The 13,969-nt window shown below is 55.9% G+C and carries 8 protein-coding genes, 2 tRNA genes and 1 pseudogene; 6 read left to right on the plus strand and 5 right to left on the minus strand.

Annotation, left to right across the window (positions count from 1 at the left end):
* Nucleotides 1-384 precede the first annotated feature (384 nt).
* Together L888_RS0103680 and L888_RS13340 are read right to left on the minus strand one after the other, a co-directional pair.
* Nucleotides 385-564, minus strand: coding sequence for a hypothetical protein (locus L888_RS0103680; protein ID WP_005846692.1), 180 nt, complete (start codon nucleotides 562-564; stop codon nucleotides 385-387).
* Nucleotides 565-587: 23 nt separating this feature from the next.
* The gene (locus L888_RS13340) at nucleotides 588-6,119 is read right to left on the minus strand and encodes a filamentous hemagglutinin (protein ID WP_316929384.1); all 5,532 of its coding nucleotides are present in this window, start codon (nucleotides 6,117-6,119) and stop codon (nucleotides 588-590) included.
* A 498-nt stretch (nucleotides 6,120-6,617) separates the two neighbouring features.
* Between L888_RS13340 and L888_RS0103690 the strand changes: the two genes are divergently transcribed.
* Complete coding sequence (locus tag L888_RS0103690; protein ID WP_027951917.1) at nucleotides 6,618-7,646, plus strand: helix-turn-helix transcriptional regulator; 1,029 nt, start codon at nucleotides 6,618-6,620, stop codon at nucleotides 7,644-7,646.
* Between the two features lie 614 nt (nucleotides 7,647-8,260).
* On the opposite strand, the gene L888_RS0103700 is transcribed toward L888_RS0103690, so the two are convergent.
* Nucleotides 8,261-8,334, minus strand: a tRNA-Met gene (locus tag L888_RS0103700).
* A gap of 428 nt (nucleotides 8,335-8,762) precedes the next feature.
* On the opposite strand from L888_RS0103700, the gene L888_RS0103705 reads away from it, so the two are divergent.
* A complete protein-coding gene (locus tag L888_RS0103705) occupies nucleotides 8,763-9,254 on the plus strand; it encodes a 3'-5' exonuclease (RefSeq protein ID WP_005847529.1) in 492 nt (163 codons plus the stop codon).
* A gap of 68 nt (nucleotides 9,255-9,322) precedes the next feature.
* Here L888_RS0103705 and L888_RS0103710 read toward each other — a convergent pair whose 3' ends face one another.
* Nucleotides 9,323-10,441, minus strand: a complete 1,119-nt coding sequence (locus L888_RS0103710; RefSeq protein WP_168109911.1) for a glycoside hydrolase family 43 protein — start codon at nucleotides 10,439-10,441, stop codon at nucleotides 9,323-9,325.
* A 265-nt stretch (nucleotides 10,442-10,706) separates the two neighbouring features.
* Between L888_RS0103710 and L888_RS0103715 the strand changes: the two genes are divergently transcribed.
* Nucleotides 10,707-10,783: transfer RNA gene (locus L888_RS0103715), tRNA-Pro, on the plus strand.
* A gap of 151 nt (nucleotides 10,784-10,934) precedes the next feature.
* Here L888_RS0103715 and L888_RS14415 read toward each other — a convergent pair.
* Nucleotides 10,935-11,114 (minus strand): hypothetical protein, encoded by a 180-nt coding sequence (locus L888_RS14415; protein WP_156924978.1) that lies wholly within the window; start codon nucleotides 11,112-11,114, stop codon nucleotides 10,935-10,937.
* A gap of 82 nt (nucleotides 11,115-11,196) precedes the next feature.
* Between L888_RS14415 and L888_RS0103720 the strand changes: the two genes are divergently transcribed.
* The 3 genes and pseudogenes from L888_RS0103720 to L888_RS14820 all read left to right on the plus strand — a co-directional run.
* On the plus strand, nucleotides 11,197-11,592 hold the full coding sequence (locus L888_RS0103720; RefSeq protein ID WP_235777536.1) for a BlaI/MecI/CopY family transcriptional regulator: 396 nt from the start codon (nucleotides 11,197-11,199) through the stop codon (nucleotides 11,590-11,592).
* Nucleotides 11,585-13,330 (plus strand): M56 family metallopeptidase, encoded by a 1,746-nt coding sequence (locus L888_RS0103725; RefSeq protein ID WP_027951919.1) that lies wholly within the window; start codon nucleotides 11,585-11,587, stop codon nucleotides 13,328-13,330. The genes L888_RS0103720 and L888_RS0103725 overlap by 8 nt, the downstream gene beginning before the upstream one ends.
* Nucleotides 13,331-13,602: 272 nt before the next feature.
* Nucleotides 13,603-13,896, plus strand: a pseudogene (locus L888_RS14820) (sugar-binding domain-containing protein); the annotation flags it as partial.
* Between the last annotated feature and the right edge of the window lie 73 nt (nucleotides 13,897-13,969).

A 13,969-nucleotide genomic window follows, 5' to 3' on the forward strand; every position in this document is an offset into this window, starting at 1 on the left:
CATACCATAGAATTATATGGCGAAAGCATGCGTAAGTTAAGGGCTAAGAAAAGCCAGAGTATCTAAAAGGGTAAAATAAAATTGACCCCTGCACCAGAACTTTACAAGGGGCAATCATGTTGTGGCCAACAGGAGCAAATTCTACTTGGCCAAAAGGGGCAAAGTAGAGTGGCTTTTCCACAAATCATCTATTTTACGACTACCTTACATCCGTTCACGATGTAGTTGTTCTTGGGCTTGCCGTCATTTGTCGAGACATTTACCCAGGGTTGGGCAAGACTGCCGTCATTTGTCATTTTCACTTTGCTGATAAAGTCTTTTATTTTCGGGAGTGCATCTCCCCGTTGGTGGATGCACTCCCGATAAAAATGAGCGGAACTTGCTTTAATTGTCCCATATCGAAGATGAAGAACTTTCCTCTTCATCGAGGAAATCCTGCTGTTTGGAGCAGGCGGGTCCGGTAGCGGGGTCATCGTCAATCCCCACGCTGGTGGAACCGGCGAGGATATGGTTTTCCAATTCGATAATAGAGACTTTGATGGCTGGTTTTATATACTTTTTCATTATTCTTGTTTTTTATTTCTTATTTATTTCAGAATCACCTTGCGTCCGCCTACGATGTACACGCCTGCGGGCAGTCGGTGGCGTGCGGCGTCGTCGAGGCGGTCGGCCACGCGTCGGCCTTGCAGGTCATACACCGGACCGTCGGCTCTGCCCCTCGCGTCGTTCGTAGCGCCACCGATGCCGGTGGTCTCGCCGTCGATGACGATGGAGAGCTGCTTGGCGCCCGCGCCCTTCGGACAAGTGACATAAGCGCGATAAGCGGGAACCGTAGCGGCGGGGTTGTCGGTCGTTACCTTATGGAACTTGCCGTCATCCTGGAGGATGTAGGCGTTGGCGGCGGTTGCCGTAGCGTTGTCCACGCCGGCTACCGTGCCCACAAAGCTGAAACCTGCGGCGGTCTGCTTCAGGACGTCGGCCTTGTAGGCTTTCACCTGTATGTTCTCGCCGCCGAGCTGTGGCACACCGTCGACAGTAATCAGGTAAGGCTTGTAGGCTTCGAGCTTATCCTTCGCATCCGCGAAATGGACTGCGCTGTTGTCGCCGCCCGAGAGGGTGTAGGCCTTGAAGCCGTTGGCGGGCAGCTCGTAGGGCAGGCAGATGGTGGCCTTTCCGCTTGCGGCGAACGTGCGCTCGTAGGTGGCTCTGGCGGCGATGAAGTCGAGGCCGATGGGCAGCGGCTTGGCGTCGGTGAGGCGGAAGTCTTCACATGCCCAGCGACTGTTCGCCGTGTCGTAGTAAACGTAGTTGGTCTTGCTCTTGTCGGCCTCGCGGTAGAGGCCCGGCGTCTCGCCCAACGGCTGTGCCCAGTGGCATTGGTCGGTGCGGCCGGCTTGCAACATCTTCGCCACCTCGCCGCTCTTGAGTTGCTCGGCGGTTACCCTGTCGCCCTGTACCTTGCCGCAGGGGTTGAGGTAGTAGCAGTTGTTGATGCGCGTAAAGCCGGTGCCCTCGTTCAGCTCACTTTCCGAGCAGAAGGTGAAGCTAGTTTTGTCGTCGCTGAGGGCGTTGTTCGTGCCGAGGTAGAGGCAGTTGTTCAGCGTGCAGGTAGATTCTAGGGTCTTATTAGCTATAAATCCGGATATATATCTTGCTTTGCCGCCATTCAGGTCGGACGTGGCGTGGAAGTTTCCCTTGACTAAGCAGTCGTTAATGGTGATATGGGCAGTGTCATCCGCCCATTGAAGTATGCCCGCCAATGAGCTGCTCCCCTTGAGGTCCACCTCGCTGACACAGCCGGAAATGGTGGTTGTGCCCTCAGCGTTTTGAATCAATCCGGACAACTGGCTATCGTAACCGCTCGACGTAATCTTCCCTTGGGTGCGCAGGTTGCGGATGGTGGCGTCCTTCACATATTTGAAGGGGGCAATCTCTCTTCTGTTGCCGGCATCCCAGGAGAAAGAGAGCGTGTGTCCCTGTCCGTCGAATGTGCCGTAATAACGGTTGGGCCAAGTATCGGCCACCATCACGATTTCCGTGCCGAGATCGACGTCCTGCGTCAGCTTGACGTCGACGGCGGGCTGTCCGTTGTTCACGAGGTCGCGTAACGCCTTCCAGTCTTCCTTCGATGCGATTTCGTAGCAGTCTTTTTCGGTGATGCTGACAGCCACCTGCCTGTCGGCTGTTACGGTGGTGGAGGCGTTGAAGCCGTCGGCAAAGGTCAGTCCGGTGTAGTAATGGTGTGGGTTGTAGCTGTTGCCGAGGGCTTCCTGCAAGGTGGGCAGACTGACGGTGCCGCCCTTGTTGGCGTAGCGCGCGGCTACTTCCTTATCTTTGTAAGTGAAGCCCACTTTATAGACTTTCTTCGCCGCGTCGGCGGTGAACTGCGGCACGTTGTCGGTGCCGAGCGTCTGTCCCCAGAACTGCGTGTCTCTGCCGTTCTGCAACTTATAGGTCACCTCGCCGCTCTTCAGTTGCTCCTCCGTTACCTGCGTGCCCTGTGCTGTGCCGCAGGCGTTGAGGTAGTAGCAGTTGTTCAGGGTGGCGTTATCGGCGAAGGTATTGCTACCGGTGGTGGCGTTGTTCGTGCCGGCGTAGAGGCAGTTGGTCAGCGTGCAGGTGCCGCCCTGATAGTCTACAAATCCGCCGATACTCTTCTTCGCGGAGTTGAGCGCTCCCTTGACGACGCAGTCGGTGATAATAACCTCGGTATTGAGGTTTACCATATGAATCATGCCTGCTAAATAGCTGGAGCCCTTGAGGTCCACATCGATGACGCAGCCCGAGACGGAGATCTTGCCAGAGGCAGACAGAATCAATCCGGACAAAAGGCTGTTGCCTGTTGCTTCAATCTGCCCTTTTACATGCAGGTTCTTGATGGTGGCGCCTTCCACAGTCTTGAAGGGGGCTATATTGACGAAGCTTGTGTGATTCCAGTTGACGGTGAGCGCATGTCCCTGCCCATCGAACGTGCCGGAATAGTTTCTGGTCACGCCCACCATCACGATGTCCGAGCCGAGGTCGACGTCCGCTGTCATCTTGGCGTCGAGGCCGGCCTGTCCGTCGTTCACGAGGTCGCAGAACGTCTTCCAGTTGTCCTTCGAGGCTATCTCGTAGGCTTCCTTATGGTTGAAGAGCACTGCCACGGTCTGGTCGGAGCTGACGGTGGTGGAGCCGTTGAAGTCGCCGGCAAAGGCGAGGGTGTAATAATGGTGCTCGTTGTATTCGCTGCCCATGAGGCCCTGCGCGGTAAAGGTGGGCATGTCGCCGTAGATGGCGTTGTTGCGGGTGGCGTAGCGCGTGGCCTTCACCTCGTTGTTGTAGGCGAAGTCCACCTTATATATATGTTTCGCCTCGTCGGTGGTGGGCATCGGCTCGTTGTCGGTGCCGAGCTTCTGTCCCCAGAACTGCGTGTCCCTGCCGTTCTGCAGCAGATGCGCCACCTCGCCGTTTTTCAGTTGCTCTTCGGTAATCTGCGTGCCTTGCGCCGTGCCGCAAGGGTTCAGATAGTAGCAGTTATTGAGGTTGGCGTTATTGCAAAAGGTACGCGCCCATTGACTGTCGGCGTTGTTGGTGCCGATGTAGAGGCAGTTGTTGAGCGTGCATTTGTCATACTGTCTTTTTACAAACCCAACGATGTCTTTATTTCCTTCCCTATTCATGCTTTTCATGTCGCCCTTTACGATACAGTCGTTAATGGTAACGTTGGCAGGATCGAAGACTACGGAAATCAAGCCTGACATTCTGCCGTCTTTATATTTGTTCGTGATTTGCAGATTACTGACGCATCCCGAAATGGTGGAATTGCCCTTCGCCGAATAAATCAATCCGCCCACCTCGTCAGCATTCGCCGTAATCTTTCCCTCGAGGCGCAGATTTTTTATGGTGCAGTCTTTCACGTAATTAAAAACACCTACCTTTTGATCATTGCCGCTGTCCCAGTTCATCGTGAGCGTGTGCCCTTGCCCGTCGAACGTGCCGAAGTAAGGGTGGTAGTAATCGCCCACCATTTTGAAGTAGACGCCGAGGTCGATGTCGGCGGTCAGTTTGGCGTCAAGTCCGTTCTCGCCCTTGATCACGAGGTTGCTGAATGTATTCCATTCGTCTGCCGACCCGATTTCGTAAGCATCCTTTTCGGTGATGCTGACAGTCACCTGCTTGTCGCCCGTGACGGTGGTGTTTTCGTTGAAGTTGTCGGTAAAGGCGATGGTGTAATAATGGTGCTCGTTGTAGCTGCTGCCCACGATGTCTCTCGTGGTGGGCAGGCTGACGGTCTTGCCGCTGTTGGCATAGCGGGTGGCTTTCACCTGGTCCTTGTAGGTGAAGTTCACCTGATATACTTTCTTTGCCGAGTTGTCGAAGGCGATGAGCTGCGGCTCGTTGTTCGTGCCGATGGTTTGTCCCCACACCTGCTCGTTTCTGCTCTTTTGCAACTGATAAGCCACCTCGCCGTTCTTGAGCTGGTCTGTGGTTACCTTCGTGCCCTGTGCCTTGCCGCAGGGGTTGAGGTAGTGGCAGTTGTCCGTCGTGGCGTTATAAGCAAAGGTATTGGTTCTTTCTCCGTTGTTTTCCACATTGTTCGTGCCGGCGTAGAGGCAGTTGGTCAGCGTGCAGGTGCCGTTCTGGCTATATACGAATCCGCCCATGCCTCTTCTGCCTGCACCGCTGGCATTGATACTGCCCTTGACAAGGCAGTCGGTGATGGCAACGCGGGTGCTGCCATATATATAGGAAATCAAGCCTCCCGCTCCGCACCCCTCGCCGGTATAGGAACTTGTGATGTCCACATTGCTGACGCAGCCCGAGATGGTGTTGTTATCGCCGGATACCTCGTCAATCAACCCTGCCAGAAAGTAACTGCTCGATTTGATAGTCCCTGCGGTGCGCAGGTTCTTGATGGTTGCGCCGCCCACCCTGCGGAAGGGGGCGATGTCGTTTTTGTCGGTGTTCCAGTTGAGCGTGAGCGTATGGTTCTGTCCGTCGAACGTGCCGGTATAAGGGTGGTCGGTAGTCCCCACCATCGCGATGTCGCTCCCGAGGTTGACATCGGTTTCCAGCCGGGCGTTGAGTCCGGCCATGCCCTCGTCGTTGACGAGTTTGCAGAACAGCTTCCATTCGTTGAGGTCTTTGATGAGCATGGTCTTAGCCCCCTTGTCCGTGCGTATTACTGTGAATGTTTGCCTAAGAGAAGACTCCGCGTAAAGGTTGTTCTCATGCTGAGTCATGGTGACGGTTACAGTGCCTGCGGTACGTTCAAAGAAGCATCTTCCTATCGTTTTCTCAATCGACAGCACGTCGTCATTAGTGCATTCGACGTTAAACCCGTCATTACCCCTGTTGTAAGGTATACCACTTTCCGTCGTAAAGTCCGAATAATCATATAAGTTATAGATTGCGTTGGCGTATCCATCACCCTGGTAATACAACACCTTAGGCCGCGGTACCTGGTAGTTGAAGGTTACTCGGTCGCGCTTCACGTTGATCGTCGTGCCGCACTGCGCTTTGGCAAACTTTTCATTGCTGGGGAAAATGGCGGTGAGGCCTACCGTTCCGGGGCGCTTTAACTTTAGACTTCCGTTATTGTTGACATCCGCAATTTCATTGTTGTCCACATAGTACTCTATATTGCCGTCGTACTCACCCTTGTCGAGGTTGGCCATAAACGAATTCGATACGGTGTATACGTCATAGCTGTCTTTTTCGAATCTCACCTTGGGTACCTTGACGTAACCCACAATGATGTCGCGCACCTTGAACTGTCCCCAACGGGAATTGTTGTGGGTGTAGATGTTGACACTTCTTGCCGAGGCATCATAATTGTAGACGACGATATTGTTGTCGTCGTCGTTGAGATTATTCTGATTGGCTCCGCTTATCCCCGAGTTCGAGATGGCATTCCTCTCGAAGTAATAGTCGTAGCCCGATGTAACGCTGCTGATGCGCTTGATGCCATTGGGTTCGTCATAGTCTTCTCCACCCTCCGTATCGCGCAGGATGATCCAGCGGATGGCATAGCCGTCGTCAACCTCTACGTTGATGCGGGAACCCTTTGCCAGTTCATAGATGGCACGGTTGCCCGTTCCGCCGGTGGTATTGCAACGGCTGAACGTGATTTCCACGTTCCCTTTTCGGAGTGTTCTTACAGTCTGATGCGTGCCTAAGTCGCGTGATCGGAATGTCTCATAGCCCTCACGCCCGTAGCTGTCGCCCACGCCGGTGCTGCCAGCACGAGGACGAACAGGAAGAGGCAGAGCCTCTGAATGATGTTTGTTGTCTTTGTTTTCATTTTCATTTTACTGAATATCTAAAATTGAAATTAAAATATTTTTATCTTCTTGTTTTCTCACGTCACATTCCTGCCGACTGAATTTCGCATGCCGGATGGTTCTTTTCCGAGCAATTCCGCAAGAAACATTTGTGCGAAAACAGCAAAAGGCCATGCAAAAATAAGAAAAAGAGAATTGTGATTTTTAAAATTTATAAGAAAAAGACCATTTTAATTGTATCATTATACCTTAAAACCCTTAATATCCCCTTAAAAACACTTAATGAAAGCTTGGAAAAGAGAAAGTAAAAACGTATCTTTGCATCCGTCATAAAAAGTAAAAACGACAAACATGAGCACTCGTTATCTCACTGAAAAGGTTTCGGCATTTCTGCAGTCGCGCGCCGGAAACACCGTCGAGCAGCACCGCATCACCGTGTATTTGCTGCACTCGGTTCTCGTTGTGACCATCATATTGCTGCAGTTCATGGGCTTGGGCGGTTCGCACGACCGGCTTCCGCTTTCCATGAGCGCCATACACCTTGCGGTGTGCCTCCTTTCGCTGTCGCTCTATCTCACGCGGCGGCTGACGCTTTCCCAGGCTTTTTCACTCACGGCACTCGTGGCACAGTGTGCCATCGCCGTGCGCTTCTTTTATTTCTCCAGCGTCCGTCCCGACCATTTTCTGCAACTCATCCTCGTCAATCAGATAGCGTCATTGCTGGCTATCTTCTTCCTTGTGATGGGCTTTGTCCGGCTTACCCCCTTTATCGTCTCCACCATCAGTATGATCAGCTACGGTTGTGTGGCCATCTTTCTTCAAGAGCCTTCGCTTTGGCGGCTGTTCAGCTTCTTCCTCTTCGTGCAGTATTTCCTCTGTGTGCTGGGCGAACTGTTGCGGCGCAACGTGATGAGCGTGTCGAAAGAGAATGCCAGCCTGCAATACGGCAGGACAGCACTGTTGAGGGCCGTGAGGCTCAACGCGCAGGAGATAGAGGGTTATCTGCGGATGAGCAGCCACCGCAATCCGTCGGCTGACGACGTGGACCGTCTCTTCGCCATGCTCACGCCCGTTTCGCAGCGCAACCTCGTCAACGCCGTGCGCCTGCACCTGAAGAACCACTTGGCGGACGACTGCGACCTCGCCCAGCTCTTCCCTTGTCTCACTAAATCAGAAACGGACGTGTGCCGTCTTATCCTTGAGGGCAAGAAAGGCCGGGAAATCTGCCTGCTGCTCAACAAAACGGAAAACAACATCAACGTGACGCGCAACCATATCCGCAAGAAGCTCAATGTGCCCACTGACCAGGACTTGCGAAAGTTTCTCGTAAATTTATTGATCGAAAAAGGATATTTGAACAAGGGGGAAAGGAAAAGATAAGTTCCTCCGCCGGAAACGTTCATATATATGCCATTATCCGCTTTCCATAACAAATCGGGTAATAGATTGTGAAGGGCAAGAAGATTGCCAATGCCGAAATGACCGGTGCATGGGAACTTGCCCTTGCTACCATCAAGGCAGGGCAGATGTCTGCGGATAAGTTTTCACAGAGCATCAACTCATACGTGGCAACATTTGTGATCTTTCAACTGAAGAAAGTCCAGGTAAGTTCTTATATTCTTATAGTCATCCATTTTCATCTTTTTTCATATTTACTAAATGGACAATTAAAATACGAATTTGTAGACACAGAGATTGGGAGAAATCTTGTTTATAACACATCTTAACACTTTATCCTCTTGGTAAGAATGCTTCCATAGAACCTTCAGAGGTAGAAAAGAAAGAGGTGCCTATATTGCTCACCCAGCCAGAATTAGAATTGGAAAGATCATTTGATATAAACAGGGAAGAACCGATGTAATAGATAACTCCCAGGTAAGTCCAAAATTTTAGAAGCATTCATATTATAACAATTTTCATTGGAAAGTTCACCAAAAGCTCACCGATAGAAATAAAAAAGGAGTTGCATTGCTGCAACTCCTTAACTCTCAATGTAGCGGGGGTGGGACCCGAACCCACGACCTCCGGATTATGAATCCGACGCTCTAACCAGCTGAGCTATCCCGCCATATCGTAAACTTGCCTATTGGAAAGTGGTTGCAAAGGTAAGCATATTATTTGGAACCACCAAACTTTTAGGCTTTTTTGTTTTGCCAAGAATGGAAGGCGGACTCCACAAGCAAGTGCAAGGCTGTGCTGTCCTGCCCCACATCATGGCAGCAGACTTTGCCAATCCATTCCTTTCCCACGTTCCGTCGCTCTCCTTGTCACCCAAATTTTGCATGGAACCAAGGGAGCGCACTGCCTTTCTCGCGCGCGAACAATAATACATTAACTGGGAACACAAGAAGTAAATAGTTGGAAGTTGCACGAAAGGCTCCGTTCACTCTTTTTAACCTTGCCCGCTGTTACAAACCCGACGGCCGGGTTCGTTTGTTGAGACGAAATGCGTAACTTTGTGCAGATTCAGACCTATCGTCCATCCCGCATCCAGCCATGACAGACTTTGCAGCCATAGATTTTGAGACGGCCAACTTCGAGCGCAGCAGCGTGTGCTCGGTGGGCGTCGTGATTGTGCGCCACGGCGAAGTGGCCGACTCGTTCTACTCGCTCATCCAGCCCGAGCCCAACTATTACACCTGGCGATGCACACAGGTGCACGGCCTGACGCAACGCGACACCGACGACGCTCCCGTGTTCAGCGAAGTGTGGGCCCAAATCCGGCCGCTCATCGCCAATCTGCCCCTCGTGGCCCACAACAGTCCCTTCGACGAGGGCTGCCTGCGGGCTGTTTTCCGCACCTACCAGATGGACTATCCCGACTATTCTTTCCACGACACGCTGCGGGCCGCCCGCCGTGCCCTGCCCCATTTGCCCAACCACCAGCTCCATACCGTGGCGGCGGCCTGTGGCTACCGGCTGGATCGCCACCACCACGCTCTGGCCGACGCTGAAGCCTGCGCCGCCATTGCCCTAAGACTGCTCTGAGACGGCGGGGGCTCCGGCCCTGCGGGTGTTTCTTTTCAGCAAGCTTATTTCGGGCGGCGACTGTTCCCTTATTTCCTCAACACGGGCACGCCGTCCTCAAACGTGACGGGTATCCACAGATGGCGGCTCTCGGAGAGGTGCTCCGGATTCCATATATCGGCCATGAAAACATGGCCGGCGCCCTTGAAGAGCTTGCGCTCCCTGCCTGTCGTCAGCTCGAAGATATAGGTTCCCTGCGCCCCGAAAGTCTTGTCGGCCCCCTCGCCACGGCATGGGTTGGGCAACTGTTTCCACGGGCCGAAGATGTTTTTTGCACAGAACATCCGCGCCGCGTTCGGCGCCCACCCGGTGCATCCGCTTGTTATCATCCAGTAGACGCCGTCTTTCTTGAAGACGGTCGGGGCCTCGTTCTGCCCCCCGGCAGCCACGCGCACGAAAGATCCGTTGTGCGACATGTAGTCGTCGGCCAGCTGGGCTATCTGCAAGGTGAGGTTGTCCTCGGAGGAATAGACATGGTAAGCCTTGCCGTCGTCGTCGACAAAGATGGTCATGTCGCGTGCCATCTGGCCGCCTTCGAGGTCGCGCACGAAGAACATGCCACGCTCTATCTGCGTGCGCCACTCGGGCGTCCACCACGCTTTCAGCTCGGGAAAGAGAAGCTGGTGGCGCAGGTCGGTGGTGTCGGGCAGGGAGAAGCCGATGGGCCAGCCGCCGGGATTGACTCTGCCCGAGCGCACAAACCGGAACGGCCCCGCCGGCGTGTCGCTTGTGGCGATGCCATAGCGCGCCGCGTCGTAGCCCTGCCCCTTGAGTTCCAGATGGAACCACATGACGTATTTGCGGGTTCGGGCATTGTAGACCACTTTCGGACGCTCCATGATGCACCCGCCCTCGATGTCGCTTCCGGCCTCCCGGCTCACCGGCAGCACAAGGCCGCGGCTGGTCCAGTGCAGCAAATCCTTTGACGTATAGAGGCCCACGCCCAAGGAAGAATAGGGCTTGCCGTCGTGCGAGCGGGCCTCGCCATACCAGTAGTAGGTGCCGCCCAGGGCGAGGATGTTGCCGCCATGGACGTTGACATGCTTGCCGTCGCTGGCTTTCCACTCCCCGCCCTGCATGGGCGGTTGGGCAAACGACGGCATCACTGCCAGAAGCAGCAAAAGGAAAAGAGCGTGCGTTTTGTTCATGCTGATGGTTTTAAACATGCCCAAAATTACGGCTTTAATTTTGTTCCGGCAAGCAAAGCCGCTGAAATTCTTCTGCCCTCCGGCCGCCTCCCGCCGAAAGACTCGCCGCCACGCCCAAAGGCTTCCGCCTCCGGGGCTGCCAAGATGCGAACTGTCTCTAAAAAGGCGGGAAAAGTTTGGTGGTGTCGCGGAAATGTGATACCTTTGCACCTGCAATTCGCGGGCGGGCTCGCCACCGCATGGCCGACCGCTGCGAATTGCCCCGCGGGGTGTAGCGCAGTCCGGTAGCGCTCCTGGTTTGGGACCAGGTGGTCGCAGGTTCGAATCCTGTCGCCCCGACCAATGGCAAAGGCAAGTGTCTGAAAACAAGACGCTTGCCTTTGCCGTTTATCCTCGTCCACCCACTGCCGGCCTCGCTGCAACGCCGCAAACGCACCGCCGCTGCGGTGCAATCGCCGTGCGTCCACGCCGTAAACGCAACGCGAAAAACCCGTCACCGCAACGCGAAAAACCCGTCATCAAAACACAACAAAGCCGCCGTCGCCACGCCTCCACCGCCCGGCTGCAGGGCCGCCGGCAGGTCACGCGCCCACCCCACCGCCGTCACGGATACAGCACGACGGTTCTTAACAAACCTTTTATTACGAACAATAAACGTTAAATAGCGTTCCATATCGAAAGGATTAGAAATAGAACGCTTGCAGCAAACGGGCCGGCGGCCTATCTTTGCCCGTGTAAACCCATACACCGGAGCCATGAAACAGAAAGAGAAGACCCTGACCAAAGCCGAGTTCGACCTGATGTCCATCCTGTGGGACATCAATCATTCGGCATGCGTGCACGACATTCTTCAGCGGTGCCCGGAGCCCCGTCCGGCCTACACCACGCTGGCCACCTACATGAAAATACTGGTAGAGAAAGGCTTTGTGGACTATTATAAGGTGAAAGGACAGGGCAAGACACAGCTGTACGTCCCCTTGGTGACGCGCGCCGAATACACCCGCCGCGCAATGAACGGCATCAAGAAAGACCTCTTCGGCAACAGCTTGAAGTCGATGTTCAGCTTCTTTGTCAGGGAGGAGAACCTCTCGCCCGACGAGCTCCGGGAACTCATGGCAACCCTTTACAGCGAAACCCCGGCTTATGAATGACCTGCTCTCCTACTCGCTCCGCTCGGCCGCCGTGCTGGCCCTGCTGCTCATTCCCTACCTGTTGCTGCTCAGGCACGAGCGGCTCTTCAGGCTCAATCGTGCGGTGCTGCTGGGCATTCTGCTGCTGTCACTGTCGGTTCCGCTGTGCCATGTGCCCATGCCCGCCATGAAATGGCACACCACCCACCTGGACATACAGCCGCCCGCGGCCCCCGCTCCCGCCCCGACCGAGGGGTCGGAACCCACGGTGCAGCCGGCATCTCAGCCCGATCCCGACATGGCCGCCCCCGCAGCTGCAGGGCTGCCGTGGACCGTCGTCCTGGGTTGGGCCTGTCTGGCCGGCATGGCGGCCACGGGCGCCGTGCGCCTGATGCAGGTGGCCCGCATGCGGGGAGCCATCCGCTGCGGATGCCTGTGGACCCTGCGGGAGAACGGCTGCACCGTCTACTGCCATGCCGAAGACGTGGCACCATTCAGCTGGATGCGGAGCATCGTCATCGGCGAGGCCGACTACCGCATGCACGGCCGCCCCATCATCCTGCACGAACAGGGGCACATTCTGCACTGCCACTCGCTCGACGTGCTGCTGCTGGCCGCCGTGGAGACCCTGCAATGGTGGAACCCGCTGGTCTATGTGCTGGGCAACTGTCTGCGCGACGTGCACGAATACCAGGCCGACGACCATGCCCTGCGCCGGGGCGTCGGCCTCCGAGAATATCAAATGCTGCTGGTCCGCAAGGTCGCGGGGTCCGGAACCTGCGCCCTTGCCAACAGTTTCAATCACAGTTTAACCCAAAAAAGAATTTCCATGATGATGAAATCCAATCCCCGCAAGCGGGCCCGCGCCAAGGCGCTGTACCTCGTCCCGCTCGTTGCGCTGGCGCTCAGCGCTTTCGCAACACCCGAAACCGCAGGGCAAACTTCCGGAAGCGCGGCCCTCGCCACCGCTCCGGCCGACTCCGTGCCCATGGTCACCTTCAAGCCCCGGGAGCGGATGGGCCGCAAGGTGGCAGACGCCTACGTGGTGCATTTCCCGCTCAACACCTGGATAGAAAACGTGGGGCAAGGCTCGTATCTGTCAGACTGCGCCACACACATGGCCTTCGAGGCCACACAAACCAGTCTGCAACTCGACGGCGCAACGTTCGGCAGATCGAGCCTGCCCCGCCTCCCGGCGGCGGCCGTAAGGAAAGTCGAGATTCGCCGCAACGCCCGCAAGAACCACATGTGGGTGAACATCATCACCCGGGAAGTCAAGGTTCCCGCCAGTGTGCAACCCACCACACTGCCCGTCGTCACCGTGATGCTGCCCGGCCGGAACGAGATTGGCTTCGCCCAAGGAACGGCAGCAGCCCAGAAAAGCAACTGGATGAACGTCAGCGCGACGGCGTGGGACACCGACCGTTTCGGCAACAAAGGCATACGCAAAGAACTGGAAACGCGCCGCGGCCACCCCGACTTCAAGGTCTATATCTACGCCAGCACCGAGGCCACGCAGCAGGAAATCGGCCGCATGGAGGGCATACTGAAAGCGCAGGGAATCAGCAATTACACCGTCGTCAGAGACCTCACGATTGTTCATCCCTCGGCCGACGAGTTCCGCCAATGGGCCCTGGCCGAGAAGCAGAAAGGCACCCGCTACGACCAACTGTACAACCTGATGGCCCAGAAACACGCCGGCTGCGACGACATCCGCAAGCACTGGCACGTGGTCAAGGCCGTCTACGGCAGGAAATAAGCGCCGCCCGGGAGGCTCCGTCCCGGCCTCCCGGCACGCTCCCGCCAAGCAGCCAGCCCCGCGGCCGCACTGTCCTGGCGGCGGTGCCGGCACCATTTTTCCGGGGCCCGATAGTGCGGTTTCCGCAAAATCATGCTATCTTTGCGGCAGCAATCCAACCTACCGTCATATTCAGAAACCTGCTCTTCCTTTTCATCGCACTGGCCGCCGCCGGCCGAACCGCCGCCCAGGAGTTTACGAATTGCCCCGCCTCTACCCGCCAACTGTTCGACATGGGGTGGCGGTTTGTCGAGGCCGACGTGCCCGAGGCCGTCTCGCCCGCCTACGACGACCGCCGCTGGCAGCCCGTGGACCTGCCCCACGACTGGGACATCGGCCACGCCCCGCGGGCCGACGCCGCCACAACCAACGGCGGAGGCTACTATCCCGGCGGCAAGGGCACCTACCGCAAGCGGTTCGCCATGCCCCGGGGCAAGCGTGTGCGCCTCTGCTTCGACGGCGTCTACCAGCGTTGCCGCGTCTACGTGAACGGCCACGAGGCGGGCACCCATGCCTATGGCTACACGCCGTTCAGCCTGGACGTCACCTGCCACCTCCGCCCCAAGGGCGACAATGTGGTGACCACCGCCCGCAATATGA

Source organism: Hallella seregens ATCC 51272, from assembly GCF_000518545.1.
Lineage (GTDB): Bacteria > Bacteroidota > Bacteroidia > Bacteroidales > Bacteroidaceae > Prevotella > Prevotella seregens.

Coding starts and splice junctions, on each gene's coding strand:
- L888_RS0103680 (WP_005846692.1), bottom strand. CDS start 564: ATGAAAAAGTATATAAAACCAGCCATCAAAGTCTCTATTATCGAATTG.
- L888_RS0103690 (WP_027951917.1), top strand. CDS start 6,618: ATGAGCACTCGTTATCTCACTGAAAAGGTTTCGGCATTTCTGCAGTCG.
- L888_RS0103705 (WP_005847529.1), top strand. CDS start 8,763: ATGACAGACTTTGCAGCCATAGATTTTGAGACGGCCAACTTCGAGCGC.
- L888_RS0103710 (WP_168109911.1), bottom strand. CDS start 10,441: ATGAACAAAACGCACGCTCTTTTCCTTTTGCTGCTTCTGGCAGTGATG.
- L888_RS14415 (WP_156924978.1), bottom strand. CDS start 11,114: ATGGAACGCTATTTAACGTTTATTGTTCGTAATAAAAGGTTTGTTAAG.
- L888_RS0103720 (WP_235777536.1), top strand. CDS start 11,197: ATGAAACAGAAAGAGAAGACCCTGACCAAAGCCGAGTTCGACCTGATG.
- L888_RS0103725 (WP_027951919.1), top strand. CDS start 11,585: ATGAATGACCTGCTCTCCTACTCGCTCCGCTCGGCCGCCGTGCTGGCC.